This is a genomic window from Haloferax volcanii DS2, assembly GCF_000025685.1.
Lineage (GTDB): Archaea > Halobacteriota > Halobacteria > Halobacteriales > Haloferacaceae > Haloferax > Haloferax volcanii.
Genome location: NC_013967.1, coordinates 128,076 through 152,990, shown reverse-complemented (window position 1 = coordinate 152,990; position 24,915 = coordinate 128,076). Strand labels below are relative to the sequence as shown.

Annotated in this window: 30 protein-coding genes; 10 read left to right on the top strand and 20 right to left on the bottom strand. The window is 68.8% G+C overall.

Features of this window, described 5'->3' with window-relative positions; genetic code table 11:
- Window positions 1-45: 45 nt before the first annotated feature.
- Window positions 46-1,332: an adenosylhomocysteinase gene (locus tag HVO_RS05520; protein WP_004045281.1), complete on the bottom strand. Its 1,287-nt coding sequence runs from the start codon at window positions 1,330-1,332 to the stop codon at window positions 46-48.
- A gap of 98 nt (window positions 1,333-1,430) precedes the next feature.
- Here HVO_RS05520 and HVO_RS05515 point away from each other — a divergent pair, with 98 nt between their 5' ends.
- The gene (locus HVO_RS05515) at window positions 1,431-1,742 is read left to right on the top strand and encodes a helix-turn-helix domain-containing protein (protein ID WP_004045280.1); all 312 of its coding nucleotides are present in this window, start codon (window positions 1,431-1,433) and stop codon (window positions 1,740-1,742) included.
- A gap of 70 nt (window positions 1,743-1,812) precedes the next feature.
- Here the strand turns inward: HVO_RS05515 and HVO_RS05510 are convergent, their stop codons facing one another.
- A complete protein-coding gene (locus HVO_RS05510; protein WP_004045279.1) occupies window positions 1,813-3,105 on the bottom strand; it encodes an amidohydrolase in 1,293 nt (430 codons plus the stop codon).
- A 163-nt stretch (window positions 3,106-3,268) separates the two neighbouring features.
- Between HVO_RS05510 and HVO_RS05505 the strand changes: the two genes are divergently transcribed.
- A complete protein-coding gene (locus tag HVO_RS05505; protein WP_004045278.1) occupies window positions 3,269-3,616 on the top strand; it encodes a DUF7471 family protein in 348 nt (115 codons plus the stop codon).
- The gene (locus HVO_RS05500; RefSeq protein ID WP_004045277.1) at window positions 3,613-4,125 is read left to right on the top strand and encodes a winged helix-turn-helix transcriptional regulator; all 513 of its coding nucleotides are present in this window, start codon (window positions 3,613-3,615) and stop codon (window positions 4,123-4,125) included. Before HVO_RS05505 ends, HVO_RS05500 begins: the two co-directional genes overlap by 4 nt.
- Window positions 4,126-4,146: 21 nt before the next feature.
- Here the strand turns inward: HVO_RS05500 and HVO_RS05495 are convergent, their stop codons facing one another.
- Complete coding sequence (locus HVO_RS05495; protein ID WP_013035625.1) at window positions 4,147-5,247, bottom strand: hypothetical protein; 1,101 nt, start codon at window positions 5,245-5,247, stop codon at window positions 4,147-4,149.
- A 77-nt stretch (window positions 5,248-5,324) separates the two neighbouring features.
- Here HVO_RS05495 and hisG point away from each other — a divergent pair, with 77 nt between their 5' ends.
- A complete protein-coding gene (gene hisG / locus HVO_RS05490; protein WP_004045274.1) occupies window positions 5,325-6,170 on the top strand; it encodes an ATP phosphoribosyltransferase in 846 nt (281 codons plus the stop codon).
- Between the two features lie 21 nt (window positions 6,171-6,191).
- Here hisG and HVO_RS05485 read toward each other — a convergent pair whose 3' ends face one another.
- From HVO_RS05485 to HVO_RS05470, 4 genes are all read right to left on the bottom strand, one after another.
- Window positions 6,192-7,160 (bottom strand): CPBP family intramembrane glutamic endopeptidase, encoded by a 969-nt coding sequence (locus HVO_RS05485; protein ID WP_049914912.1) that lies wholly within the window; start codon window positions 7,158-7,160, stop codon window positions 6,192-6,194.
- Window positions 7,161-7,178: 18 nt separating this feature from the next.
- Window positions 7,179-7,556, bottom strand: a complete 378-nt coding sequence (locus tag HVO_RS05480; RefSeq protein ID WP_004045272.1) for a DUF7473 family protein — start codon at window positions 7,554-7,556, stop codon at window positions 7,179-7,181.
- Between the two features lie 79 nt (window positions 7,557-7,635).
- Entirely contained in the window at window positions 7,636-8,205 is a 570-nt protein-coding gene (locus HVO_RS05475) for a TATA-box-binding protein (RefSeq protein WP_004045271.1), read from the bottom strand.
- 58 nt (window positions 8,206-8,263) lie between these two features.
- Entirely contained in the window at window positions 8,264-8,575 is a 312-nt protein-coding gene (locus HVO_RS05470) for a DUF5658 family protein (RefSeq protein WP_004045270.1), read from the bottom strand.
- 156 nt (window positions 8,576-8,731) lie between these two features.
- Here HVO_RS05470 and HVO_RS05465 point away from each other — a divergent pair, with 156 nt between their 5' ends.
- Window positions 8,732-9,688, top strand: a complete 957-nt coding sequence (locus HVO_RS05465) for a methyltransferase domain-containing protein (protein WP_004045269.1) — start codon at window positions 8,732-8,734, stop codon at window positions 9,686-9,688.
- 101 nt (window positions 9,689-9,789) lie between these two features.
- Window positions 9,790-9,996, top strand: coding sequence for a hypothetical protein (locus HVO_RS05460; RefSeq protein ID WP_004045268.1), 207 nt, complete (start codon window positions 9,790-9,792; stop codon window positions 9,994-9,996).
- 38 nt (window positions 9,997-10,034) lie between these two features.
- On the opposite strand, the gene HVO_RS05455 is transcribed toward HVO_RS05460, so the two are convergent.
- The 10 genes from HVO_RS05455 to HVO_RS05410 all read right to left on the bottom strand — a co-directional run bounded on the left by HVO_RS05455 (window position 10,035) and on the right by HVO_RS05410 (window position 17,823).
- A complete protein-coding gene (locus tag HVO_RS05455; protein WP_004045267.1) occupies window positions 10,035-10,484 on the bottom strand; it encodes a hypothetical protein in 450 nt (149 codons plus the stop codon).
- A gap of 89 nt (window positions 10,485-10,573) precedes the next feature.
- A complete protein-coding gene (locus tag HVO_RS05450) occupies window positions 10,574-11,263 on the bottom strand; it encodes an urease accessory protein UreF (protein ID WP_004045266.1) in 690 nt (229 codons plus the stop codon).
- Window positions 11,260-11,919 carry an urease accessory protein UreE gene (locus HVO_RS05445; protein WP_004045265.1) on the bottom strand — a complete coding sequence of 220 codons (660 nt, stop codon included), beginning with the start codon at window positions 11,917-11,919 and terminating at the stop codon, window positions 11,260-11,262. Before HVO_RS05445 ends, HVO_RS05450 begins: the two co-directional genes overlap by 4 nt.
- A complete protein-coding gene (locus HVO_RS05440; RefSeq protein WP_004045264.1) occupies window positions 11,919-12,818 on the bottom strand; it encodes an urease accessory protein UreD in 900 nt (299 codons plus the stop codon). Before HVO_RS05440 ends, HVO_RS05445 begins: the two co-directional genes overlap by 1 nt.
- Complete coding sequence (gene ureG, locus HVO_RS05435) at window positions 12,818-13,441, bottom strand: urease accessory protein UreG (RefSeq protein WP_004045263.1); 624 nt, start codon at window positions 13,439-13,441, stop codon at window positions 12,818-12,820. The genes HVO_RS05440 and ureG overlap by 1 nt, the downstream gene beginning before the upstream one ends.
- A complete protein-coding gene (locus HVO_RS05430; RefSeq protein WP_004045262.1) occupies window positions 13,438-13,833 on the bottom strand; it encodes an urease subunit gamma in 396 nt (131 codons plus the stop codon). The genes ureG and HVO_RS05430 overlap by 4 nt, the downstream gene beginning before the upstream one ends.
- A complete protein-coding gene (ureC, locus tag HVO_RS05425) occupies window positions 13,830-15,536 on the bottom strand; it encodes an urease subunit alpha (RefSeq protein ID WP_004045261.1) in 1,707 nt (568 codons plus the stop codon). Before ureC ends, HVO_RS05430 begins: the two co-directional genes overlap by 4 nt.
- Window positions 15,533-15,952 carry an urease subunit beta gene (locus HVO_RS05420; RefSeq protein ID WP_004045260.1) on the bottom strand — a complete coding sequence of 140 codons (420 nt, stop codon included), beginning with the start codon at window positions 15,950-15,952 and terminating at the stop codon, window positions 15,533-15,535. The genes ureC and HVO_RS05420 overlap by 4 nt, the downstream gene beginning before the upstream one ends.
- A 240-nt stretch (window positions 15,953-16,192) precedes the next feature.
- Window positions 16,193-16,798, bottom strand: coding sequence for a protein sorting system archaetidylserine decarboxylase (locus HVO_RS05415; protein ID WP_004045259.1), 606 nt, complete (start codon window positions 16,796-16,798; stop codon window positions 16,193-16,195).
- The gene (locus HVO_RS05410) at window positions 16,798-17,823 is read right to left on the bottom strand and encodes an AAA family ATPase (protein ID WP_004045258.1); all 1,026 of its coding nucleotides are present in this window, start codon (window positions 17,821-17,823) and stop codon (window positions 16,798-16,800) included. The genes HVO_RS05415 and HVO_RS05410 overlap by 1 nt, the downstream gene beginning before the upstream one ends.
- Window positions 17,824-17,960: 137 nt before the next feature.
- Between HVO_RS05410 and rnz the strand changes: the two genes are divergently transcribed.
- The gene (gene rnz, locus HVO_RS05405) at window positions 17,961-18,908 is read left to right on the top strand and encodes a ribonuclease Z (RefSeq protein WP_004045257.1); all 948 of its coding nucleotides are present in this window, start codon (window positions 17,961-17,963) and stop codon (window positions 18,906-18,908) included.
- Between the two features lie 54 nt (window positions 18,909-18,962).
- Window positions 18,963-19,841: a PhzF family phenazine biosynthesis protein gene (locus HVO_RS05400; protein ID WP_004045256.1), complete on the top strand. Its 879-nt coding sequence runs from the start codon at window positions 18,963-18,965 to the stop codon at window positions 19,839-19,841.
- 42 nt (window positions 19,842-19,883) lie between these two features.
- Here the strand turns inward: HVO_RS05400 and HVO_RS05395 are convergent, their stop codons facing one another.
- Both HVO_RS05395 and HVO_RS05390 read right to left on the bottom strand, forming a co-directional pair.
- On the bottom strand, window positions 19,884-20,228 hold the full coding sequence (locus tag HVO_RS05395; protein ID WP_004045255.1) for a hypothetical protein: 345 nt from the start codon (window positions 20,226-20,228) through the stop codon (window positions 19,884-19,886).
- An 8-nt stretch (window positions 20,229-20,236) separates the two neighbouring features.
- On the bottom strand, window positions 20,237-21,226 hold the full coding sequence (locus HVO_RS05390) for a prohibitin family protein (RefSeq protein ID WP_049914913.1): 990 nt from the start codon (window positions 21,224-21,226) through the stop codon (window positions 20,237-20,239).
- 175 nt (window positions 21,227-21,401) lie between these two features.
- Between HVO_RS05390 and HVO_RS05385 the strand changes: the two genes are divergently transcribed.
- Window positions 21,402-23,471, top strand: coding sequence for a DUF460 domain-containing protein (locus HVO_RS05385; RefSeq protein ID WP_004045253.1), 2,070 nt, complete (start codon window positions 21,402-21,404; stop codon window positions 23,469-23,471).
- Between the two features lie 15 nt (window positions 23,472-23,486).
- Here HVO_RS05385 and HVO_RS05380 read toward each other — a convergent pair whose 3' ends face one another.
- Window positions 23,487-23,861, bottom strand: a complete 375-nt coding sequence (locus HVO_RS05380; protein WP_081442881.1) for an ATPase — start codon at window positions 23,859-23,861, stop codon at window positions 23,487-23,489.
- A 20-nt stretch (window positions 23,862-23,881) separates the two neighbouring features.
- Here HVO_RS05380 and HVO_RS05375 point away from each other — a divergent pair, with 20 nt between their 5' ends.
- Window positions 23,882-24,868, top strand: coding sequence for a tyrosine--tRNA ligase (locus HVO_RS05375; protein ID WP_004045251.1), 987 nt, complete (start codon window positions 23,882-23,884; stop codon window positions 24,866-24,868).
- Window positions 24,869-24,915 lie beyond the last annotated feature (47 nt).

The window sequence follows — 24,915 nt, the reverse complement described above, 5'->3', positions numbered from 1 at the left end:
CTGACGCGCGGCGGCTGTGAGAAACGAGAGAGAGCGCGGGTCGGCTCACGTCCCGTGGGCCCAGCTACCCATGTACTCGCGCTGTTCGTCGGTCATCGAGTCGAACTCGATGCCCTCGGCGTCGAGCTTGATTTCGGCGACTTCGCGGTCCAGTTCGTCGGGCACGTCGTGGACGCCGGCGTCGTAGTCGTCGCCGTTTTCGACGAGTTCGCGGACGACGACGGCCTGCACGCCGAACGACTGGTCCATGACCTCGACCGGGTGGCCGAGCGCGATGGGCGACGCGAGGTTGACGAGGCGGCCCTCGGCGAGGACGTTCAGGCGGCGGCCGTCTTCGAGTTCGTAGGCGTCGACGCCGTCGCGGGCCTCGTACTCGTCGACCGCGAGGTCCGACAGCGCGTCGAGGTCGATTTCGATGTCGAAGTGGCCGGCGTTGGCGAGCAGGACGCCGTCTTTCATGTTCTCGAAGTCCTCGCGGGTGATGACGTCGCGGTTGCCGGTGGTCGTGATGAACACGTCGCCGACCTTCGCGGCCTCCTCCATCGGCATCACGTCGTAGCCCTCCATGTGGGCTTCGAGCGCGCGCCGGGGGTCGACCTCGGTGACGATGACGTTCGCGTTCTGGCCGGACGCCTTCTTGGCGACGCCCTTGCCGCAGTAGCCGTAGCCGCCGACGACGACGTTCTTGCCGGCGTACGAGAGGTTCGTCGTCATGGCGATGGTGGCCAAAGACGACTCGCCCGTGCCGTGGACGTTGTCGAACAGGCGCTTCATCGGCGTGTCGTTGACGGCGAAGACGGGGTAGTTCAGTTCGCCGTCCTCGTCCATCGCGCGGAGTCGGTGGACGCCGGTCGTGGTCTCTTCGGCCCCGCCGACGATGGTCTCGATGAGTTCGGGGTACTCCTCGTGGATGGTGAAGACCATGTCCATGCCGTCGTCGACCGTGACGGTCGGTTCGTGGGCGATGACGGCGTCGATGGCCGCGTAGTAGCCCTCCTCGTCGACGCCGCGGACGGCGTAGGAGGTGATGTCGTCGTTGGCGTCGAGCGCCGCCGACACGTCGTCGTGGGTCGAAAGCGGGTTACAGCCGGTGATGGCGACTTCCGCGCCGCCGAGCGCCAGCAGTTCGACGAGGTTCGCCGTCTTCGCCTCGACGTGCATCGCCATGCCGACGACCTCGCCGGCGAGCGGCTGTTCCGACTCGAACTGCTCGCGGAGCTCCTGCAGGATGGGCATGTGCTGGAGCGCCCAGTCCATCTTGCGTCGTCCCTCCGTCCGGGCGGCCTCGACGTCGTCGAGGTGCTCGGAGACGGGAGCGTAGTGTTCGCTCATACCCGTGGGTTCGGAGAGGGGTCCGAAAACCCTACCGAAGGCGGTCGCCGCCCCCGAATCTACAAGTGTCAACCGTGAGATTGTACCGCCGAGGGCCGATGCTCGTCATAGATAACGGCAAGACGCTCGCCGAACAGGAGTTGTTCGCCCTGATGAGCGCCCCCGCAGTTCCGGACCTCCTCCGCGTCGCCGACGAGCCGCTGACGGTCAAGGAGCTGAGCTGTCGGGCCGACGTGCCGCTGTCGACGGCCTACCGGGAGGTCAAGCGACTTCACGAGGCGTCGCTGTTCGAGAAGTCCATCATGGTCGACCACAGCGACGGCCGACACGTCGCGCAGTACCACCGGACGTTCGAGCGCATGGAGGTCAGCGTGACCGACGACGGACTGCGCATCGAGCTGGCCGGGTAGCAGGCTGGAGGGCGGTGCGACCGGACCAGACGGCGGCGAGTCGGAGGCGGCGGCGGGCCGGACGGGGGGTTCAGACGCGCTCGCGGAGCGACGCGACCGCCTCGCGGGCGCGGGCCATCACGGCGTCCTCGTCGAGCGTCAGCACCTCGCGGTCCCGCATCAGCACCCGCCCGTCACAGACCGTGTGGCGAACGTCGGAGCCGCGGGCGGCGTACGCGAGGTGGCTCACGAGGTCGTTCGCGGGCGTGAGATGCGGCGCGTCGAGGTCGACGACGGCGAGGTCGGCCGCGCCGCCGACTTCGAGCGCGCCGCCGGGGAGGTCGACGGCGGCGGCGGAGCCGGCGGTCGCCATCCGTACCACGTCGGGCGCGGCGACGGCGCTGGCGTCCTCGGCGGCGAGTTTGCCGAGCATCGCGGCGTCGCGCATCTCGTCGAACATGTCGAGGTCGTTGTTCGAGGCCGCGCCGTCGGTGCCGAGGCCGACCGTGACGCCCGCGTCGAGCAGTTTCTGGACGGGAGCCATGCCGGAGGCGAGCTTCATGTTCGACGCCGGGCAGTGGACGACGCCGGTGCCCGCGTCCGCGAGCAGGTCGATTTCCGCGTCGTCGACGTGGACGCCGTGAGCGAGGAAGTCGTCGGCGGTGAGCATGCCGAGGTCTTTCGCGTACGACAGCGGGCGCTCGCCGCGCTCGTCGACGATGGGGTCGACCTCGTCGGTCGTCTCGTTGGCGTGGTAGTGGACCGGGATGCCCTCGTCGTGGGCGTCGGCGACGAACTCGTGGAGGTACTCCTCCGCGACCGTCGTCAGCGAGTGCGGCATCGCGGCGGTCCGAATCCGGCCGTCCGCCGCGCCGTCGAACTCGCGGGCCACGTCGAGGCTCTCGTCGATGTCGGCCCGCGCGTCCGCGTCGTCCTTCCCGAGCGTGACGACGCCGTGGCCGAGGCGGGCGCGGAGGCCGGCCTCCTCGACCGCGGCGGCGATTTCGGGGACGTGGAAGTACATATCCGCGAACCCGGTGGTCCCCGACTTAATCATCTCCACGAGGCCGAGTTCCGCGCCGGCGCGCACGTCCTCGGGCGTGAGCGCGCCCTCCGCGGGCCAGATGTCCTCGCGGAGCCACGCGTCGAGCGGCTTGTCGTCGGCGTAGCCGCGCAGGAGCGTCATCGCCACGTGGCAGTGGGCGTTCACCAGACCGGGCGTGACGAGACAGCCCGCGGCGTCGAGCGTCTCGTCGGCGTCGGCGTCGAGGTCCGCGCCGATGTCGAGGATGGTTCCCTCGTCGCGGTCCACGAGTACGTCCGCGTCCTCGACCGTCGCGTCGGGGCGGAGCACCTGTCCGCCCGCGATTCGGAGCGTGTTCATGTCGCTCGTTCGGGGCGGCGGGGTGGTGAATCCACCGTCTCGCGGCCGCGAGAGATGACCGCCCGTTTCGGCGCTGAGCGGGCCGAATACCGGCGGTAGTCCGATTCCCGAAAATCGAGAACGAGCACGCCCCCTTAGGTCCGAACCCCCAGTATCGGGGGACATGGAGCCCCCGTCGAACCTCGCGCTCGTTCCGGGGCACGTCCAAGCGGGCGGTCCGTGGATGACCGCTGTCGTCGTTCTCGCGGGCGTCTCGTCGGTCACGCTGGCCGCGCTCGGCGTCGCCGTCTTCCTCCGGCGGCGGACGCGGTCGCACCTGCTCGTCGCGCTGGCGCTGTTGGCGTTCGCGTCGCGGGCGGCCGTCGCGGCGCTGACGCTCGGCGGCGTCCTCTCCGAGTTCGACCACCACGTCGTCGAACACCTCTTGGACCTCGCGATGGCCGGCCTCGTCCTCGCGGCCATCTACTACGCCCGGAGCATCGAGCGCGAGGCGGGGGTCAACGACCCATGAGTGAGACACGAACCCGCGTCGCCGACCACATCAAGCACAACCCGGGAGTCCACTTCAACGAGCTCGTTCGCGCGCTCGACCTCGCTCCCGGCCAGGTACAACACCACGTCCGCAGACTGCTCTCCGACGAGACGGTCCGCCGCTCCGAGTTCTACGGACGGACGCACTACTTCCCCCCCGAGTTCGACGCGTGGGAGCGCGGCGCGCTCGCGCTCGTCCGCCGGGAGACCGCCCGCGACATCCTCGGCCACCTCCTCGAACACGGCGACGCCCGCCCCGACGACGTGGCCGACGACATCGGCGTCGCCCGCAGCACGCTGGAGTGGCACCTCGACCACCTCGTCGAACGCGACGTGGTCCGCAAGGAGCGCGACCTGCACAACCGCGTGACGCTCGTCCTCACCCACCCCGAGCGGACGACCCGGCTGTTGGACGACGTGTCGCCGTCGCTCCCCGAGCGGTTCGTCGACCGGTTCGACCGCCTGCTCGACCACCTCGTCGAAGGATAGCGTCGGGTCCCCGGAGCGGTCCTACGCGTCCGTTTCGCCCGCGCCGGAGCCGTCTCGGAGCCGTTCGATGCGCGACGCCAGCGACGGCTCGAACGAGAGACGCGACCCCGCGCGGCCGGGGTCGACCTCGTCGGCAGTCGCGGCGAGCGCGTCGGCGACGGCCGCGCGTCCGACCCGTTCTGCCGCCGCCTCGTCGGCCCGATAGATGAGCCGCTTACTCGCGTACTCGCCGGTCACGAGGAGTATCACGCCGGTTCCGGCGAAGGCCAGAAGTGACGGGAGGAGCCCGAACGGCGACCGACCGACACCCCAGACGACGAGTCCGGCGACCGCGGTCACGGTGAACAGTCGAAGTTCGTAGACGAACCGACCGAGCCGCGCGGCGTCGACCGCCAAGAGTGCCGAAACCGTCTCGTCGTCGTAGCGGTCGAGCAGCGAGTCGGTGAGAAAGAGCGTCTTCCGACCGACCGGGCCGCGGACGAGATGGTCCGAGCGGTGGCCGCCGCCGTCGAGGAGTCGAATCCGTGAGACCGAGAGACTGGCGCGGTCGCACAGGCGGTCGAGTCGCTCGCGCGTCGCGTCGTCGGGGACCGCCGTCGTCTGCGAGACGCCCACGAGCGGTGCCGAAAAGGCGTACGCGGCGGCTGCGAACGCGAGCAGGGTGATCAGGCCGCTGGTCTCCAAGACCCGGAATTCGACGTGTAGCACGGTCACCACGCAGAAGACGAGCGCCGCGACGACGAGGTGGTAGCGGAACATCTTCGCGGCGACCGTCCCCGCGCCCATATCGGCGTCTCGCACGCGTCTCGCCACCGGGAACGCGCCCATGTACGAGACGGTCGCCACGACCGCGGCACCGACGCCGGTGAGCGCCCAGCCGAGAGCCGCCCACGGCCAGTCGGTCTGGAGGCCGACGGCCGCGAGGAGCGCTCGGTCCGCGTTCGTCCACCAGACGACGCCGACGAACAGGACGGCGGCGTAGAGCCAGTTGCTTCGCACTCGCTGTCTGAACCGCTGGACGGACACGTCTCGGCGTTCGAGGCGGCCGGCGCTGAGGCGCGACCAGCCGGCACCGAGGAGGGAGACGCCGACGAGCGCGCCGGCGAAGGTGACGGGAGCCATAGGTGACACTTCGTAGACGTGTCAAAAACCGTTCCGGCTTGCGAAAGTCAATTACCTCCGGGACGTGACGGAGAGGTATGCGAATCGCCGTGCCCAACAAGGGCCGCCTGCACGAACCGACGATAGAACTTCTGGAGCGTGCGGGGCTGCACCTCGACAACGGTGCCGAGCGCAAACTCTACGCCGGGACCGTCGACCCAGACGTGACCGTGCTGTTCGCCCGCGCCGCCGACATCCCCGAGTACGTCCGCGACGGGGCCGCCGAGGTCGGCATCACGGGACTCGACCAGGTCCGCGAGTCGGGCCACGAACTCGAAGACCTGCTCGATTTGGAGTACGGGAAGTGTCGGCTCGTCCTCGCCGCGCCCGAGGACGGCGACATCGAGACCGTCGCGGACGTGTCGGGCAAGGTCGTCGCCACCGAGTTCCCGCACATCGCGCGGACCTACTTCGAGGAGGAGGGCATCGACGCCGAGGTCGTCGAGGTCACGGGCGCGACCGAACTGACGCCGCACGTCGAGATGGCCGACGCCATCATCGATATCACGTCGACCGGGACGACCCTCCGGGTGAACCGCCTCGCAGTCATCGACGAGGTGCTGTCGTCGTCGGTCCGGCTGTTCGCCCGCCCCGACGTGGTCGACGACCCGAAGGTCCAGCAGTTGCTCATGGCGCTCGAATCCGTCCGGTCCGCGGAGGGCAAGCGCTATCTGATGATGAACGCGCCGCGCGAGAAGCTCGACGAGGTGAAGGAGGTCATCCCCGGCCTCGGCGGCCCGACCGTGATGGACGTCGCCGGCGACTCGACGGTCGCCGTCCACGCCGTCGTGAACGAACGCGACGTGTTCGAGGTCGTCAGCGACCTGAAGAACGTCGGCGCGAGCGGCATCCTCGTCACCGAAATCGAGCGGTTAGTCGAGTAATCGACGCGCCCGTCGCGCCCGTTATTCCTTCCAGCGCAGGTCCGGCACCGTGACCGACGGCTCGAACCCGAGGTCGCCGCGGCGCACCCGGACGTACGCCGCGATGCAGACCGCGCCGAGGACGATTGCGCCGACGCCGAGCAGACCGGCCTCCGGGCCGAACGCGCCGCCGGTAATCACGTCGGGGCCGCGCTCGGTCGTCTCGACGAGCGACGTGCCGAAGTCGAGGCCGCTGACCGCGAAGCCGAAGACGCCGCCCTGCACGAAGTTCCACGAGATGTGGATGCCCGTCGGGATGGCGAGGTCGCCGGTGAGCGCGTAGCCGAGGCCGAGCATGACGCCCGCGAGCGTGATGCTCGTCGTGCTGGCGAACCCCGCGTTCGGGTTCGTGTAGTGGGCGACGCCGAACACCGCCGAGGAGACGGCGAGGCCGCCGGCGACCGCCGCGTCCGGGCCGAACCGCCAGCGGAGGCCCTCGGCGACGTCGGTGAGGACGATTCCCCGAAGCAGGAGTTCCTCCGCGATGCCGACGACGACGAAGAACGCCAGAAGCGACCCGACGCCGAGCAGTCGGTCGACGCCGAGCGGGGCGGGAGAGACCGCAATCCAACCGGCCGCGACGCCGACGACGAAGACGGCGGTCATCAGGCCCGTTCCGAGCGCGAGGCCGAACCCGAGGTCGACCGCCCACTCGCGGTCGAGTCCGAGTCCGAGGTCCGCGACGGTCCGCCTATCGACGTACCGCGCGACGACGAACGCGGCGAGACCGCTCGCGCCGACCGAGACGAGCGAGACGACGAGCGACGCGAGGCGGCTCGACCCGGCGAGGCCGCCGAGCGCGGTCGAAAGCGAGAATCCGACCACCAGCGAGACGGCCACGAAGACGACGGGCGTCAAAAGCAGGCGAAACGGGGCGCGCGGCCGGCGTTCCGCGTCGTTCCAGAGGAGTCGGCGGGGAGACACGAACGGGGGTTCGGCGGCCTCAGGCAAGAAAGTACGGCGGGAACCTCAGAATGGCGCGGTCAGCAGGATGGCGGAGAGACCGAACAGGACGAGACCCAGAAGCACCGAGACGACGAAGTGGATGACGATCACGTACGCCGACAGGCGGGTCGACCGGCCGTAGAGGTACTTGACGAAGCCGAAGTCGAGGCCGAGTGCGAGCGCGAGCGCGACGAAGGAGTTCCAGCCGAAGGAGGTGAAGACGACGGCGATGGCCGCCGGGACCGGGCCGACGGCGAACGCCTTCTTGAGTTCCACGTCGCCGAGGACGTTCCGCGCGGCGATGTGGGCGGTGAGAGAGAGGAACAGCGCGAACAGCGCGAACGTTCCGGCGACGGCCGTGACCGGCGCACCGGTAGCCGTCTGCAAGGTGAGCGCGTCCATACCGGCCCGAAGGACGCGACTGACTTAGATTCGGTCGATTCGAGTCCCGGTTACGCGACGCAGTCGAGGTTCGGTGGCGTTAGAACGACCCGTTGAGGAGACCGAGTTCGGAGAGCCGCGAGATGATGACGTCGACCGCCGCCTCGGCGTCTGTCGGCTGTTTGCCGCCCGTGATAACGAGTTTGCCCGACCCGAAGAGAAGCGCGACGACGCTCGGTTCGTCGAGGCGATAGACGAGGCCGGGGAACTGCTCCGGTTCGTACTCGATGTTTTCGAGACCGAGCCCGATGGCGATGGCGTTGAGGTTCAGGTTCTCGCCGAGGTCCGCGCTCGTGACGATGTTCTGCACGGTGATTTCGGGGTCGTCGTCGACCGGAATCTGAAGCTCGCGGAGCTTGTCGAAGACGATTTCGAGGCTCTCGTGGACGTCGTCGGTCGACTTCGCGCCGGTGCAGACGATTTTCCCGGACCGGAAGATGAGCGCCGCGGACTTCGGCTCCTGCGTGCGGTAGACGAGTCCCGGAAACTGCTCGGGGTCGTAGTCGGCACCCTCGAGGTCCATCGCCACGCTCTGGAGGTCGAGCTCTTGGCCGATTCCCGTGGAGGCGACGACGTTTTCGATGTTGATTGTGTCCTTGGGGTCGGTCATACAACGATTTAAGTCACGTATTTAAGGGTTAAAAAGATTGGTGCGAGGGAATGACAGCTTACGCGCGGCGGTGAATAATCCGGGCGTTTCGAGCGGTGACGACCGCGCCGAGAACTGTCAGCGAGAGTGGAACTGCGAGTCGGGCGACCGCCGGCTTGAGCGCCCAGTAGGCCGCGAAGAACAGCGCGACCGAGACGAGCTTCAACACCGCGAACGAGCCGGGACCGGGGTCGCCGCCGGAGAGGCGTCGCACGAGGGGATTGCCTTCCTGCACGCCCGCCGTCCTGACTCCGAGGACGGTCGTGACGTAGTCACCGAGCCCGCAGGTGAGCGCCGCCGCGCCCCAGAGGATGGCGTCGTGAGAGGTCATGCGAGTGGATTCGGAGCGCCCAATATAAGTCTCGCCGTCGTCGAGGTGTCAGGATCAGCGGAGCCGCGGTCGGTCCGGGCCGGCCGACGCCCCCGCGGGCGCGACGACGACCGATACCCTCATTTCCGCGGCCCGTCAGGTCCGAGCGTGTACGGATTGGAACTCGCCGGCGAGGAAGACGCCTTCGCCGCCCGCGAGGCCGAGGCGGCCGCGACGGGCGTGACGGTCGTCGCCCCCGGCCTCGCCACCGCCCGCGGCGTCGAACCGGAGCGCGCGAGGCGACTCGCCTACACCCGGCGCGTCGTCGAACTGGTCGGGCGATGCGCCCCCGACATCGAGGCCGCCCGCGCCGTCGTCGCGGCCGCGAACGTCGACCGCGAGGGGACCGTCGCCGTCCGCGCCCGCGACGTGCGAGGACTCACCGGTATCAGCACGACCGACGCCGAGCGCGAACTCGGGTCGGCGCTCGTCGACCGCGGCTTCGGCGTCGACTTGGACGACCCCGACCACGAGCTACGGGTCTGCTTCTCCGAGGACGCCTGTCTCGTCGGCTGGACCGCCGTCGAGGCCGTCCGCGACTTCACCGACCGGAAACCGACCGACCGGCCGTTTTTCCAGCCGGGCAGCATGGCCCCCGTGGACGCCCGCGCCTTCGTCAACATGGCCGGCGCGGAGCCCGGTGCCCGAATTCTGGACCCGATGTGCGGCACCGGCGGCGTCCTCCTCGAAGCCGGCCTCGTCGGTGCCGACGTAGTCGGCGTCGACGCCCAAGCGAAGATGGTCGGCGGCGCGCGGGAGAACCTGCGTCACTACGTCGGCTCCGGCGACGTGGTCCGCGGCGACGCCACCGCGCTCCCCCTCCGCGACGATTCGATGGACGGCGCGGTGTTCGACGCCCCCTACGGCCGGCAGTCAAAAATCGCCCGCCACTCGCTTGCGGACCTCGTCGGCGGCGCGCTGGCGGAGGTCCGCCGGGTCGCCCCCGAGTGCGTGATGGTTGCCGACCGGTCGTGGGCTGAGGCGGCCGAGGACGCCGGCTGGGGGGTCGAACGAGTGTTCGAGCGACGGGTCCACCGGTCGCTGGTGCGGTACGTGCATCTGCTGCATCGGTAGTCGGAATCGGCGGCGGTGCGGCGGCTCCGACACGGCCGCAGCCGAGACGGGTTTGTTCAACCGCGCGACAAGGCTATGAGCGAGCGCGTCGAAGCGGAGGCATGTCGCGCACGGTTCGAGAGACCCTCGCCGAGGCGTACGACCCCGACCCGCGGGCGATGGCTATCGTCGCGATGGGGTCGTCGTTCCTGCTGGTGTCGCTCCTGTCGAACCCCAGTTCGAACCCGTCTTACCTGTTCGGTCTCGTGGTGGCGGTCCTCTCGCTCGTCGTCTCGGTCGTGGTGCTGGCCGTCGAGACGCGCCGGTAGCCGAGGCGACCGGAGATGACTGGAGGCGACTGAGACCGTTAGAGGACTTCCTTCTGCAGTGAGATTTCCCCGTCCGAGCCGACGCGCACCATCACGTACTCGTAGTCCTGAATCCGCCCGTCGTAGGCCACTTCGCCGTCGACGAGGAGTTCCACGTCGCAGGTCTCGGCGTCGGTCTGTCGGATGAGCGTCTCCGTCTCGCCGGGCGAGAGTTCGATGTCGCTCTCGCGGCACGCGGGGTTCAACACGACTTTGCCGGAGAAGCCACCGTCGACCCGGACGCGAACGAGCTCCGACCCCTCGCAGAACTCCGTCCGACCGCAGTCGCTCGTGGTGGTCGCGGCCCGTCCGGATTCGGTCGACTCCGACTCGGAGGTGTTGGTTCCGGTCGTGGTCGTCGTCTCGGTCGGGGATTCGGCGGGGCCGCCGAGACATCCCGAGAGGAGGGCGAGCGAGCCGAGAGACGCGAGGACCTGTCTGCGCTGCATGAGAGGTTGTTCATCTGTCACGTTAAGTGCCTTGTGTGCTCGACATCCCTCGCCGGGACGGCGCGCTGGCGGCGGTCGCCCGGCCCGACTTAGCTCATGAACAGCCGCCGGTCGGCGCGCTCGTGATTCGCGGAGAGAACGTCGATGAGTGGCGCGAACGGCGACATCTCGTCTATCCCTCGGTCGGCGCTGTCGGCGGCGGCCTCGGTCATCACCGGCTGGAGGTCGTGGAGAATCCGCTGGGCGTCGGTGTGTCCGAGCGAGAGCACCCGCTGGGCGGCCCCGACGAGTCCGGTCACGAAGCCGTGACAACAGAGCAGACACGCCTCCGAGGCGTCGATGTCCGCGCTCGCGGCGGCGACGCCGAGGACGACGGCGTAGTTCCCGGTCGCGTCGCCGGCGTCGACGGCCTCGGCGTACTCGTCGAGGAGGGGCGACTCGCGGAGCTCCCGCTGGAGCGAGAGGAGGCGGTTGCCGGACTGTCGGGCGCTCTTTCTGAACTCCTTGGACAGCGTCGCCGCGGTCAGGCGGCGGTCGGCGCGACAGACCGCGTCGAAGTCGCCGTCGCGGGCGGCGGTGTGAGCCGCCCGAAGCGCGACCAGTTCGCACGGGCCGACCTGCTGTTTGAGATACGTCGATAGCAACGCCCGGAGGTCGTCGGCGTCGGAGATCAGCTCTTCCTGAACGAACTGCTCGAGGCCGTACGAGGCGGTGTACGTCCCGACCGGGAGGAACGAATCGGCCAACCGAAAGGATTCGAGCCGAGCGCCGTCGGTCATCGCTCGTCCCCCCGAGCGGACCGGAGCAGGCCGTCGTGGCTGTGGTCGTGTCCATCATCGTGGTCGTGGCCATGACTGTGCCCGTCGTCATGGTCGTGACTGTGCTCGCCGTGGCTGTGGCCGTGTCCGCCATGCTCGTGGCTGTGGTCGTGTCCACCGTGACCGTGCCCGCCGTGGCCGTGGTCGGGTTCGTCGCCGTCGAAGAGAGCCGGCGAGACGGTCTCGCGTCGGGTCGTCACGCCCGGCGGGAGGTGGTCCGCGACGGTCGCTTCCATCCGCTCGTAGGTGTCGGGAACCGGGAACAGCGCCTCGCCGTCACGGATGGCGAGGTTCCAGTGGCGGTTGCCGAGCGCGTGACCCAGTTCCACCGCGGCGGTCGTGGACACGTCGGCGGCGCCCACGTCGACGACGAGCACGTCGATAGCCGCGAGTTCGACCACGACGAGGTCGCCAGTCTCCGTTTCGAGCACGTCGCCGTCGTCGAGTTCGCGCCCGACGACGACGCCGAGATCCCGGCCGTCTTCGGTCTCGGTTCTGACGCGCGAGCGCCGTCGGTCGTCGTCGGACAGCACCACGCGGGCGGCGTCGGCCTCGTCCAGTCTACCTCGGACCGCCGGGTCGTCCCGGTGGCCGAGGTAGGTGTCGGCGACGAGCATCAGTACTTCCTCCCGGACGGCGCGGAGGCGTCGAGTAACGCCCGCCGCGCACGGTCCCAGGCGGCGTCGCACGCGGTCCGGACGGTGTCCGCGCAGTCACCGAGCGCGCGAACCGCGACACCGGCGTCGTTCGGCAGTTCGGTCGCGCCGGCGCGGGCGTCGGTAGCCGCGACCGCCTCGTGGAGGTCGTCGCTCAACGAGGCCGCGTCTCGGCCCGGCGCGACGACGAACAGGGTCCCGTAGACCGCGTGCTCACCGAGGAGTCCCGGCGCGCTCGGGTCCGACTCGTCGGGCGCGAGATGCGTGGCGTCCTCGAACAGGAGGCCGTCCGGGCCGGTCGCGCGCAGTCGAGAGCGATAGCGGTCGAACTCGAACCGCTCGCCGCGGGCGAGTCGCCCCGAGACGACCACGTCGCCGACGATAGCCGTCGCGCCGTCTGCGACGTCGAGACGCAGGTCTTGCGTGTACCGGGCGTCCGCGTGGAGAATCGTCGGCTCCGGCACGTAGTCGAGGTGGCCGCCGGCGGCGACCGACAGCGCGGTGTCGACGCCGGCGTAGTTGCGCTCCATCGTCTGCACCTTCGTCGAACTCTGCGTCGAGACGTGCGCGATTGCGTCGGCTTCGACCGCGATGGTCAGGTCGTGGCGGTCGCCTTGGGCGACGCCGCCGGTCGGCGACTGGACGAACACCGTCTCTGCCTCGGGGTGCGGGTCGTGGCCGAGCGTTCCCGAAATATGGAACGGCACGGTCGCGTAGTCGTGGACGAGCGCCGTCCCGCGGCTGGTCCGCTCGAACGTCAGTTCGAGGACGCCGTCTTTTCCCGGTGCGCCGACCGCCGCCTGCGGGACGGGCTCCGCCGCGTACCGTTCGAACGACGGCGGGGGCGAGTCGGCGGCCATCAGGCGAACAGCACCCCTTCGCGAACGTGCGTCAGCACCTCCTCGATGCCCGTCTGAGAACGACAGTCGGTGAAGACGAACGGCCCGCTTCGGACCGCCTTCGCGTCCCGCTCCATCACGTCGAGGTCGGCGTCGACGTGCGGCGCGAGGTCGGTCTTGTTGATGACGAGCAGGTCGCAGTCGACGACGCCGGGGCCGCGCTTCCGCGGGATGTCGTCGCCCTCCGCGACGCTGATGACGTACAGCGAGTAGTCCGCGAGCTCGGGGTTGAACGTCGCCGCGAGGTTGTCGCCGCCGCTCTCTATCAGCACGATATCTAGCTCGGGGTGGTCCGCGAGGAAGTCGTCTATCTGCTGGAGGTTCATCGACGGGTCCTCCCGGATGCCCGTGTGCGGGCACGCGCCGGTCTCGACGCCCGCGACGAGGCTCTCGGGGACGACCCCGGCGAACCGCTCGCGCAACACGTCGGCGTCTTCCTGCGTGAGGATGTCGTTGGCGATGACGCCGACGTTCAACCCCCGTTCGCGAAGCTGCGGCACGAGTTCGGTCAGAAGCGACGTCTTGCCCGATCCCACGGGCCCGCCGATACCGACCGTCGCCACGTCGCGGTGCGTGAGGCTCACGCGTCGTCACCCCCGCTCGTGTCGATGTCGTCTGTGTCGCCCCCGTCGGTCGCCGCGTCCGCCGTCGAATCGGCGGTGCCGACGCTGTCGGACCTGATGGGGTCGTGGACGGTGACGAGCTTGGTGCCGTCGGGGAACATCGGTTCGACCTGAATCATGTCAATCATCTCGGGGACGCCGTCCATGACATCCTCGCGGCCGAGCAACTGCGACGCCCCGGAGCGAATCTCGGCGACGGACTGTCCGTCCCGGCCGCGCTCGATACACCAGTCGGTGATGTACGCGACCGCTTCGGGGTGGTTCAGCGGGACGCCGCGCTCCTTGCGGCGTCGAGCGACCTCTGCGGCGGTGAAGACCGTGAGCCGTTCCTGTTCTTTCGGGGTGAGTTTCATAGCGTGTACCGCTGTGCGAGGGGGAGTTCGGAAGCCGGTTCGCAGGTGACGAGTTCGCCGTCGACTTCGACCTCGAACGTCTCGGGGTCGACGTCGATGTCGTCGGGGCAGTAGTCGTTGTACAGCATGTCCTCCTTGCCGGGCGTGCGCGTGCCGCCCACCGGGACGACCCGCGAGTCGAGGCCGTACGCCTCGCCGACGTCGTTGTCGGCGGCGGCCGGGGAGACGAACGACAGCGAGAGGCCGTGTTTGGCCTTGCCGTCCGCGCCGGCCCGCTGGCGCTGGAGAATCGGTTCGCACGTCATCAACGAGCCGTTGGCCTCGCCCATCTCCGAGTGGACGGGGAAGCCGCCTTTGAATATCATCGCCGGCTTGACGCCGAAGAACGCGGGGTCCCACAGCACCACGTCCGCGAGTTTGCCGGGTTCGAGCGTGCCGACGTAGTCGTCGATACCCGCGGATATCGCGGGATTGATGGTGTACTTCGCCAGGTAGCGCTTGATGCGGTGGTTGTCCGCGCCGGTCCCCTCGTCTTCGGGGAGCGGCCCGCGTTGGGACTTCATCTTCGAGGCGGCCTGCCACGTCCGCGAGACGAGTTCGGCCTGCCGACCCATCGCCTGCGAGTCGGTCGTCATCATCGAAATCGCGCCCATGTCGTGGAGCACGTCCTCGGCGGCGATGGTCTCGGCGCGCACCCGCGATTCCGCGAACGCCACGTCCTCGGGCACGTCGGGGTTGAGATGGTGACACACCATCACCATGTCGAGGTGCTCGTCGAACGTGTTGTCCGTGTACGGCATCGAGGGGTTCGTCGACGACGGGAGCATGTTCGGCTCGCCAACCAGTTCCATGATGTCGGGGGCGTGACCGCCGCCCGCGCCCTCGATGTGGAACAGGTGCATCGTCCGGCCGTCGACGGCCGCGAACGTGTTCTCGACGAAGCCGGCCTCGTTCAGCGTGTCCGTGTGCATACACACCTGTACGTCCTCGTCTTCGGCCACGTCGAGGCAGGTGTCGATTGCCGCGGGCATCGACCCCCAGTCCTCGTGCAGTTTGAGCGCGCACGCGCCGGCTTCGACCTGCTCGATGAGGGGTTCGGGCGTGGACGCGTTCCCCTTGCCGTAGAAGCCGACGTTGACGGGCCACGCCTCGGCGGCTTGGAGGAACCGCTTGATGTTCTGCGGGCCGGTCGTGCAGGTCGTCGCGCCGCCGCCGTAGCCGCCGCCGAGCATCGTCGTGATGCCGGACGCCAGCCCGTGTTCGTGCAGTTGCGCGGAGTTCCAGTGAACGTGGATGTCGAGCGCGCCGGCGGTCGCAATCTTCCCCTCGGCCGGGTAGACGTCGGTCGCCGGGCCGACGACCATGTCCACGCCGTCCATCGTGTCGGGGTTGCCCGCCTTGCCGACGCCGACGATGTCGCCGTCGCGGATGCCGATGTCGCCGGCGACGACGCCGAGAACCGGGTCGATGACGGTCGCGTTCGTGATGACCCAGTCCAGCGCCCCGTCTGCTTGGGTCACGTCGGGGGCCATCCCCAGACCGTCGCGGAGCGTCTTCCCGCCGCCGAAGACGGCCTCGTCGCCGTGCGTCCGGAGGTCCGTCTCGACCTCGGCGAACAGTTCGGTGTCGGCCAGTCGGACGCGGTCGCCCTCCGAGGGGCCGTACAGGTCGGCGTAGGCCTCGCGGTCGATGTCCTTCGTCATTCGCTCGACCCCTCCGCGGTGCCGTGTTCGTCGTCGGGAGCGCCGGTGTCAGCGAACCCGGCCGCGCGCAGGCGCTCGACGGCGGCGCTCGGGTCGGTGTCGACGCTGCCGTTGACCATCCCGTTCATCCCGTGGGCTCGGCGCTTGCCGCCGATAGCGACCAGTTCGACCGACGTTTGGTCGCCGGGTTCGAACCGGACCGCGGTCCCCGCGGGGATGTTCAGCCGCATCCCGTAGGCCGCCTCGCGGTCGAACGACAGCGCGGCGTTCGCCTCGAAGAAATGGAAGTGAGAGCCGACCTGTATCGGCCGGTCGCCGGTGTTCCCCACCGTCACCTCGGCCGTCTCTCGCCCCTCGTTCAGCGTGATGGTCCCGTCGGCGGTGATGACCTCACCGGGAACGAACTCGCCGGTCATAGCGACACACACCGAACGGACGCGTTCGTGTCGGAATGACCAAGTGGGTATTCACACATCTTTAGCGACATATTCGAGACATTTAGGATAAATATGGCCAGGGGAACAATATTTGCCCAGTCGAGGGCCGAGGTGCTACTGGTTTGTGTATCTATCACCGATGGGCTGCGAGGCGTTCCCGAGGCTCACCGTCGAACAGAACAGCAAGGTGGGCGAGACGGCCAACGCCGACAGCGACGCTCACTCCCGCCGCGCCAACACCGTCTCGCCCGCCCGCACCGACTCACCCTTCTCGACGACCACGTCTTCGGAGCCGAACTCCGGTGGTAACAGCACGTCGGCCCGCGAGCCGAAGTCGATGTGGCCGAGTTTCTGGCCGCGGACGAGTTCGTCGCCGGGCGCGACGTACGAGTGAATCCGCCGGGCGAACGCGCCGGCGATGAGCGACACTTCGTGGTCGCCCGCGTCGGTGTCGAGTTCGATATCGACGCGCTCGTTGCGGTCGGAGTCCTTCGAGAACGCCGGTTTGTGCGCGCCGGGGCGGTGGGTGACGGTTCGGACCGAACCGGAGACGGGCGCGCGGTTGACGTGCACGTCGGTGACGTTCATGAACACGCCCACGCGGACGCGCCCGTCCTCGACGCGAATCACGGAGACGCGCCCGTCGGCGGGGGCGACGACGCCCGGTTCGTCGGGCGGCGAGCGCTCGGGGTCCCGGAAGAACCAGAGGACGAACGCGCCGACCGCGAGCAGCACGGCCCCGAGGGGCGGGAAGACGACCGCCGCGACCGCCGCGCCGACGAAGGCGGGGAGTGCGAACCGTCGGTAGCCGGGTGCGAACCGCATTATGCCTCGCCGCGGACGTCCGCGCCCCAACTCGTGAGGAGGTGGGTTATGTGCAGGCGGTCGTCGATGCCCGTCGAGATGTCGAGGTCGACCTGCCCCGCGAGTTCGTGCAGGCGGGCGAGTTCGCCGTCGGCGAAGCGCTCGGGGGTCGAGTCGGCGACGCGGAGGATGTCAGCCAGGAGCTCCTGTCCCTCGTAGCCCTCGTCGTCGAGGAGCGTCGTGAGGGTCTTGCGGGCGTCCTTGATGTCGCCCTCGCGGGCGTTGATGAGGAGCGTCTTCAGCTCGTCGTCGAAGCCCACGTCGCCGAGGGCGGCGTGGACCGTGGACATGGTGACCTCGTCGGCCTCGGTGGCCGTCCGCTGGGCCGAAAGCACGGCTTTTCGGACGTTGCCGTTCGAGGCGTCGGTGAGGAACTGGAGGCCGCCGGCGTCGTAGTCGACGCCCTCGGCGTCGAGGATGTCGGCGAGAAGCGCTTCGAGCGCCTCGTCGTCGGGCGCGGGCATGGGAACCGGGAAACACCGCGAGCGAATCGGCGGGATGAGCTTCGAGGGCTGGCGCGTGGTGATGACGAACTGCGTGGTCCGGTGGTGCTGTTCCATCACGCGGCGGAGCGCCTGCTGGAAGTCCTCGCGGATTGATTCGGCGTTGTCGAGGACGATGGTCTTGTACTCGCCTGACATCGGGGCGTAGCCGGCGGACTCCTTGAGCACGCGGTTTATCATGTCGCGTTTCGCCATGCGACTGCGGCCGTCGAGGAACTGCTCGAACCGCGGGTCGGCGCGAATCTGCTTTTTCGTCCGGTTGAAGAAGTCCGCGACGTTGAGTTCGATGAGGTCGTTTTCGGGGTCCGCGTGCGCCTCACGGGCCAGCGCGCGGACGGCGGCGGTCTTGCCGACGCCCGGCGGGCCCTGCACGACGAGGTTCATCGGTTCGTCCACGGCGCGTCGGAGGCGGTCGCGGACCTCCGGCTGTGGGAGGTCGTCGAGCCCCGGCGCGTGCGTCTCGGTCCACAGCGGCGCGTCCATTGGACTCCGGTAGCAGACGGTCGGGTAAGAATCGGTCGGTCCGGGGCGTCGGGGGGCCGCACCGCCTCGGGGCGGCGAGCGGCCGCGACGGATTCGACGCACGTTTAGTCCCGCCGCTATCATCGTGGTGCATGTCCATGCGCGCGACCTTCCTCGGGACCGGCGGGGCCGTCCCCACCACGGCGCGTGCGCCGAGCGCGTTCCTCGTGAACCGCGACGGCGAGCGCCTGTTGTTCGATTGCGGGGAGGGCACCCAACGCCAGATGATGCGCTACGGGACCGGGTTCGGCGTCAGCCACCTGTTCGTCACCCACCTCCACGGCGACCACATCCTCGGCATCCCCGGGCTGATTCAGACGCTCGACTTCAACGACCGCGACGACTCGCTTGCCATCCACGGCCCGCCGGGGAGCAAAGGTCACCTCGAACAACTCGTCCACGCCGGCGGCTACCAGCCCGGTTTCCACGTCTCCGTCCACGAGGTCCGACCGGGGAACGTCGCCTACCGCGCCGACGACTACGAGGTCCGCGCGTTCGACACCGAACACCGGACCGCCTCGGTCGGCTACGCCCTCGTCGAGGACGACCGCCCCGGCCGGTTCGACCGCGAGAAGGCCGAGGAACTCGGCGTCCCCGTCGGCCCGGCGTTCGGCCGCCTCCACGCCGGCGAGGACGTGGAACTCGAAGACGGAACCGTCGTGCGCTCCGAGCAGGTGGTCGGTGACCCCCGACCCGGCAGAACCGTCGTCTACACCGGCGACACCCGCCCGCTCAACTCGACCGTCGAGGTCGCCTGCGACGCCGACCTGCTCGTCCACGACGCGACGTTCACCGACGAGGAGGCCGAGCGGGCGAAACAGACCGCGCACTCGACCGCGCGGGAGGCCGCCCGCGTCGCCCGCGACGCAGACGTGCGGCGGTTCGCGCTGACGCACATCTCCGCCCGGTACGCCGCCGACCCGAGCCCGCTTCTCGAACAGGCCCGCGAGGTGTACGACGGCGAGGCGTTCGTCGCCGAGGACGGCCAGAAACTGGAGGTCCCGTACGCCGACAGCGACGGCGGCGGGGCGGAGACCGGGGAGTAGTCCGGGGGCCGCGGTACGGGTACGCTTTTCCCTCGCCCGCGCGCACCCGTCGATGTGCCGCAGAACGCCTTCCACACCGTCGACGCGTTCGCCACGGCGAAGTACGCCGGCAACCAACTCGCCGTCTTCGAGGACGCGGACGCGCTGCGTTCCGAGCAGATGGCCGCGCTCGCCAACGAGATGAACTACTCGGAGACGACGTTCATCGAGGGCGGGTCGCCCGACGATGGCTACGACGTTCGCATCTTCACGCCGGACGGCGAGATTCCGTTCGCCGGACACCCGACGCTCGGGACGGCCGCCGTCCTCCGCGACCACTTCGGCGCGGGCGACGAGGTGACGCTGAACCTCGGCGTCGGTCCGATTTCGGTCGAGGTCCGGGGCGACGGAAGCGACAGCGAGCAGTACTGGATGACGCAGAACGCGCCGAGGTTCGGCGCGGAACTCGACCGCGAGACGCTCGCGGAGGTGCTGTCGCTCGACGCGAACGACTTCGACGCCGACTGGCCGATACAGGTCGTCTCGACCGGCCTCCCGGCGGTGATGATTCCGCTCCGCGACCGCGACGCGCTCGCCCGGAGCGAGGTGTTTACCCCGGCGTACCGGTCGTTCTTCGACGACGTGGGCGTCGAGAACCTCTTTCTGTTCTGTCCGGACCCCCGCGACGACGCGAACGACTTCGCGGCGCGGATGTACGCGCCCGGCCACGGCGTCACCGAGGACCCCGCAACCGGGAGCGCGAACGGCTGTTTCGCTGGCTACCTCGCCCGCCATCGCTACTTCGGAGACGACGAAATCGAGGTCACGGTCGAGCAGGGCTACGAGATGGGCCGACCGTCCCAACTCCACCTCGAAGCCGAGGACCGCGGCGACGAGGTGGCGGTCCGCGTCGGCGGGCGCGTCGAGTTCGTCTCGACGGGCAGGCTCGTCTGAGCGGCCGCTGAACGGGCCATCGAGCCGAAAGACGAGGTCGGGTCAGTCGCGGTGGGCGTCGCAGACCGGGTTCTCGCCGTCGTCGAGGAGGACGACGGGAACCCCGAGGACGACCCACTCGCGGACGTAGCGCCGGCGCGCCGTCGCGGGCGACCCGCACTCGACGCAGGCGGCGTCCGCGGACTGGGCGGCCGATTCGATGATTCTCGTCCGCGGGCCGACGGCCGTCCGTGGGTACGCCGACTGTGTTGCGAGGAGCGCCACGAGCGCCGCGGCGACCGCGAGGCCGACGACCGGCAGGACGAACCGGCCGACACCGGAGCGCGCGAGGACGCCGACGATGACCAGCAACGCGACCGCGACGGCCAGTTCACGGAGGAGACGCATCGACGGCGTCAGTTGCTCGTCTCGTTTTCGGAGCCGGACGAGGTCGACGACCTCGACGACGCCGAGGTAGTGTCCGACGACGAACCGGCGGACGAACCCGACGAGGACGACCCGTCACTATCGAGCGACCGGACGAACTGCGGGTAGCCGCCGTCGCCGACCGGGATGTAGACGGTGTCCGTCTCGTCGAGTTTCCCGATGTACTTCTGGGCCAGCACCTCGTCGGACAGCGACTCCGCGAGGATGCGGTTGGCGTCCGCCTGCCCCTGCGCCTCGATGCGCTTGCGCTCGGCTTCGAGTTCCTCGACGGCGAGTTCGTCCTGCTTCTGCTGGCGGCGCTGTTCGGTGATTTCCTTCTGTTCGACCGCCTGCGCGTACTCGGCGGGGAGTTCGACGTTGCGGACCTGCACCGCTTCGAGGATGAGGCCGTCGTCGGCGAACTCCTCGGCGAGTTCACGCTCGGCGGCGGCCTTCAACTGGGTCTGACTCTCGCCGGTGTAGATGACGGTGACGGGCAGTCGGCCCGCTTCGGTCCGGAGCACCGACCGAATCGACGGGCGAATCAGGCGCTCTTCGGCGGTGGCGAGCGTCCGGTAGTTGCGGTAGAACTCGACCGCCTGTCCGGCGTCGATTCGGTAGCGGACGGTCACATCGATGTCCGTCCGGAGGCCGTCTTCGCTCAGGACGGTGATGGCGTCGTCGCCGCGCCTGTCGCCTTCGCTCGTCGACGACGACATCGTGTACGACTGCGGTCGCACCGACAGCGACGAGGTCGACTGCGAGACGGGGTTGACGAAGTGCGCGCCGGGTTCGAAGACGGTGCCGGTGGTCGCGCCCCACTTCTTGACCACCTTGACGTTCCCTTCCTCGACGGGTTCCCACGCGAGGACCCCGGCGATTGGGGCGGCGATAAGGAGGAGGGCGACGACACCGATGAGGGCGATGCGCGTCAGCGACCGGGAGGTCACCGACGGCGGGTCGGGGATGTCAGAACTTATCACTCTACTTTCAAATAGCCGAAACTTGTTTGTTTCGTGTCAATCGCGGGTCCCGGCGGCGGTGTCGTCGGTGGCAACGGCGTCGTCGGCCGAGACGGGCAAACGCGACACCCGAGGCGAGTCGGTATCCGCAACCGGCGTGGAGTATATATTCGGCGCGACCCTAGTCGCCGTCGTGAACGACCGGACGAGTGCGCTCGACTCGGTCGTCTTCGGCGTCGACATCCAGAGCGGCGATATCCGCGGCGACTCGCCGTCGTACGCGCTGGTCGTGTTGGACACCCGAGACACCGAGTCAGACGAGGTCCGAATCGAACGAGACGTGGTCTCCTTCCGCAAGTTACGCCGCCTCATCGAGCGCGACGAACCGCGCGTCGTCGCCACGGACAACATGTACGAGTTGGCGACCGACAAGGACGATTTAGTCCGCTTCCTGCGGTGGCTCCCCCACGGGACGCAGTTGGTGCAAGTGACCGGCGCGGAGCGACCGGAACCGCTCTCGCGGGTCGCCTCGCGCCACGGCGTCCCCTACGGCAAAGACCCGATGAAGGAGGCCGAGGCCGCGGCCCGGCTCGCCCTCGCCAACGTCGGCTACGAGGTCGCCGCATTCGAGAACACGACGACCGTGAAGGTCTCTCGCGGCCGCTCGACGGGTAAGGGCGGGTGGAGTCAGGACCGCTACACGCGCCGCATCCACGGGTCGGTCAAACAGCAGTCCCGCGAGGTCGAGTCCTCGCTGAAGGAGGCCAACCTCGACTACGAACGGGACGTGACCGAGAAGTACGGCGGCTACTCGCAGGCGCTGTTTACCGTCGAAGGGCGGCCCGAGGACATCCCCGTGTCCAGCCACCGCTCGGGCGACACCCGCGTCGAAATCGAGCGCGAGCGCCGCGACGGCATCGAGTTCGAACCGCTCGTGAAGCGCCGCGACCGCGTCATCGTCGGCATCGACCCCGGCACGACCACCGCCGTCGCCGTCGTCGGCCTCGACGGGCGCGTCCTCGACGTGCACTCGACGCGCACCGCCGACACCGCCGCCGTCATCGAGTGGCTCATCGAGCGCGGGCGACCGAGTCTCGTCGCCGCCGACGTGCAGCCGATGCCCGAGACGGTCGAGAAGTTCCGCCGGAGCTTCGACGCCGCCGGCTGGGCCCCCGCGAGCGACATCCCCGTGGACGAGAAGCTCCACCGAACCCGCGAGGTCGACTACGAGAACGACCACGAGCGCGACGCCCTCGCCGCGGCGCTGTTCGCCTTCGACGACCACGAAGACCAGTTCGAGCGCATCTCCCGGAAGGTGCCCGCCGACGTGGACCGCGAGGAGGTCATCGCCCGCGTCCTCGTCAGCGAGGAGTCGGTCGAGGCCGTTCTCCGCGAGATGGCCGACGACGGCGACGGGGGCGACCCCGACGACGCCGACGAGGAGGCTCACGAGGAACCCGAACTCACGCCCGAAGAACGCGAGATTCGGGAGTTGCGGTCGCGGGTCGAGCGCCTCGAATCGCACGTCGGGGACCTGAAGTCGACCATCGAGGAGAAAGACGAGACCATCGAGGAGTACAAGGAGGAACTCTCCGACGCCCGCCGCGAGGAGCGTCGCGAGGCCCGCGAGCGCCGCGAAGTCACCCGACTGGAACGCGAGAACGGTCGGTTAGAGCGGAAAGTCGAATCGCTCGAATCCGACAAGGCGGAGCTCGCAGACAAGCTCGACCAGCTGAAGTCGCTGTGGAAGCTCGACCACTCGAACTTCGCGGACGTGAACACGAACGGGATTTTCACGAGCGACAGCGAGTGGGAAGTCGCCGGAAGAGAGAGCGAAGCGAACGAATCCGGCGGAAATCTCGTGCCCGTCAAAATCGTCGAGCAGTTCACCAACGGCGCGCTCGACCACACCGTCGAGGAGTACGGCATCGCCGCGGGCGACGTGGTCTACCTCCGCGACGCCAGCGGGGCGGGGCGGACGACCGCCGAGCGCCTCGCCGAGTTCGACCCCAAGGTCGTCCTCCGGTCGGGCAACCTCTCGGAGGCCGCAGACGAGGTGCTGTTCGAGGCCGACGTGCCGGTCGCACCCGCCGGCGGCGTGACGATTCAGGAGATAGACGAACTCGCCGTGGCGAAGGAGTCCGAAGTCGAATCTGCAATTTCCGACTGGGAAGACCGGGCGGAAGAACGGCAGAAGGAACAGCGCGAGGAGATGGTCGACCAGATTATCTCCGAACACCGCGCCGAGAACCGGCGCGGATAGCGTCGAAGCGAGGGATTAGTCGGTCGCGTCGTGGCCGACGACGGCGACCACGAAGTACAGCGCCGCGCCGACGAGCGGCAGTAAGAAGGCGATGACGGCCCAGAACGTCGCGTTTCGCCCCTTGAGCGTCGCGTCCTTGTGGACTCGGTACGGCAGGTAGACGTGGAACGCGAGAAAGTAGACGGCGAAGCCGAGGATGTGCGGGAGGAGGTGGCCGCCGCGGACCGACGCCCACATGACCGCGAGCAGGCCGAAGACGACGAGGATGAGCGCGGCGAAGATGATGACGGGCGCACGCGTCGTGGTTCCTGAGTCGGACATCACCCGGAGTTGGGACCGGTGGGTGTTGTCCGTTTCGCCCGCGGGCGGCTTCCAGAAGTCATATGCCACGTCCCCGACACCGGACGTGTATGGACGCATACGACCTGATCACTCGGAACGCCTCCGAAGTGGTCACGGAGGACGAAGTGCGCGCGCTGGCCGACGACCCCGAGGGCAAGCGAGCGTACGTGGGCTACGAGCCCTCCGGCGTCCTCCACATCGGTCACATGCTCACCGCCAACAAGCTCATCGACCTCCAAGCGGCGGGCTTCGAAGTCGTCGTGCTGCTGGCGGACGTACACGCCTACCTCAACGGGAAGGGCACGTTCGAGGAGATTCGCGAGACGGCCGAGCGGATGAAAGCGCAGTTCATCGCCTACGGCCTCGACGAGAGCCAGACGGAGTTCGTCCTCGGCTCGGAGTACCAGCTCGACGAGAGCTACGTCCTCGACCTGCACGCGGTCGAACTGGAGACGACGCTCTCGCGCGCCGAGCGCGCCATGGCCGAAATCAAAAGCGGCGACGGCGTCACCGTCGCGCAGGCGGTCTACCCCATCATGCAGGCGCTCGACATCGTCTACCTCGACGTGGACCTCGCCATCGGCGGGATGGAACAGCGCAAGGTCCACATGCTCGCCCGCGACACGCTCCCGAGCATCGGCGAGGAGTCGCCGACCTGCATGCACACGCCGCTCATCGCGGACCTCGGGACGGGCATCGGCAAGATGTCCTCCTCCGAGGGCGTCACCATCTCGATGGAGGACTCCACGGAGGACATCGAAGACAAGGTCAACGGCGCGTTCTGCCCGCCGACGGCCGACCCCGAGCCGACCGACGAGGGCGAGGAGCGCGAGAACCCCGTCCTCCAGATTTTCGAGTACCACGTCTTCCCGCGCTTCGAGCGGGTCGTCGTCGAGCGCCCCGAACAGTACGGCGGGAACCTCGACTACGACGACTACGAGACGCTGGAGGCCGATCTCGAATCCGGCGAACTCCACCCGGCCGACGCGAAGGGCGCGCTCGCGGACTACCTCGACGAACTCATCGAGCCGGGTCGCGCGAAGATAGCCGAGTAATCGCCGCGCCCCGCCGGTAGTTCACCCCTTCTCGACGACCCGCTACT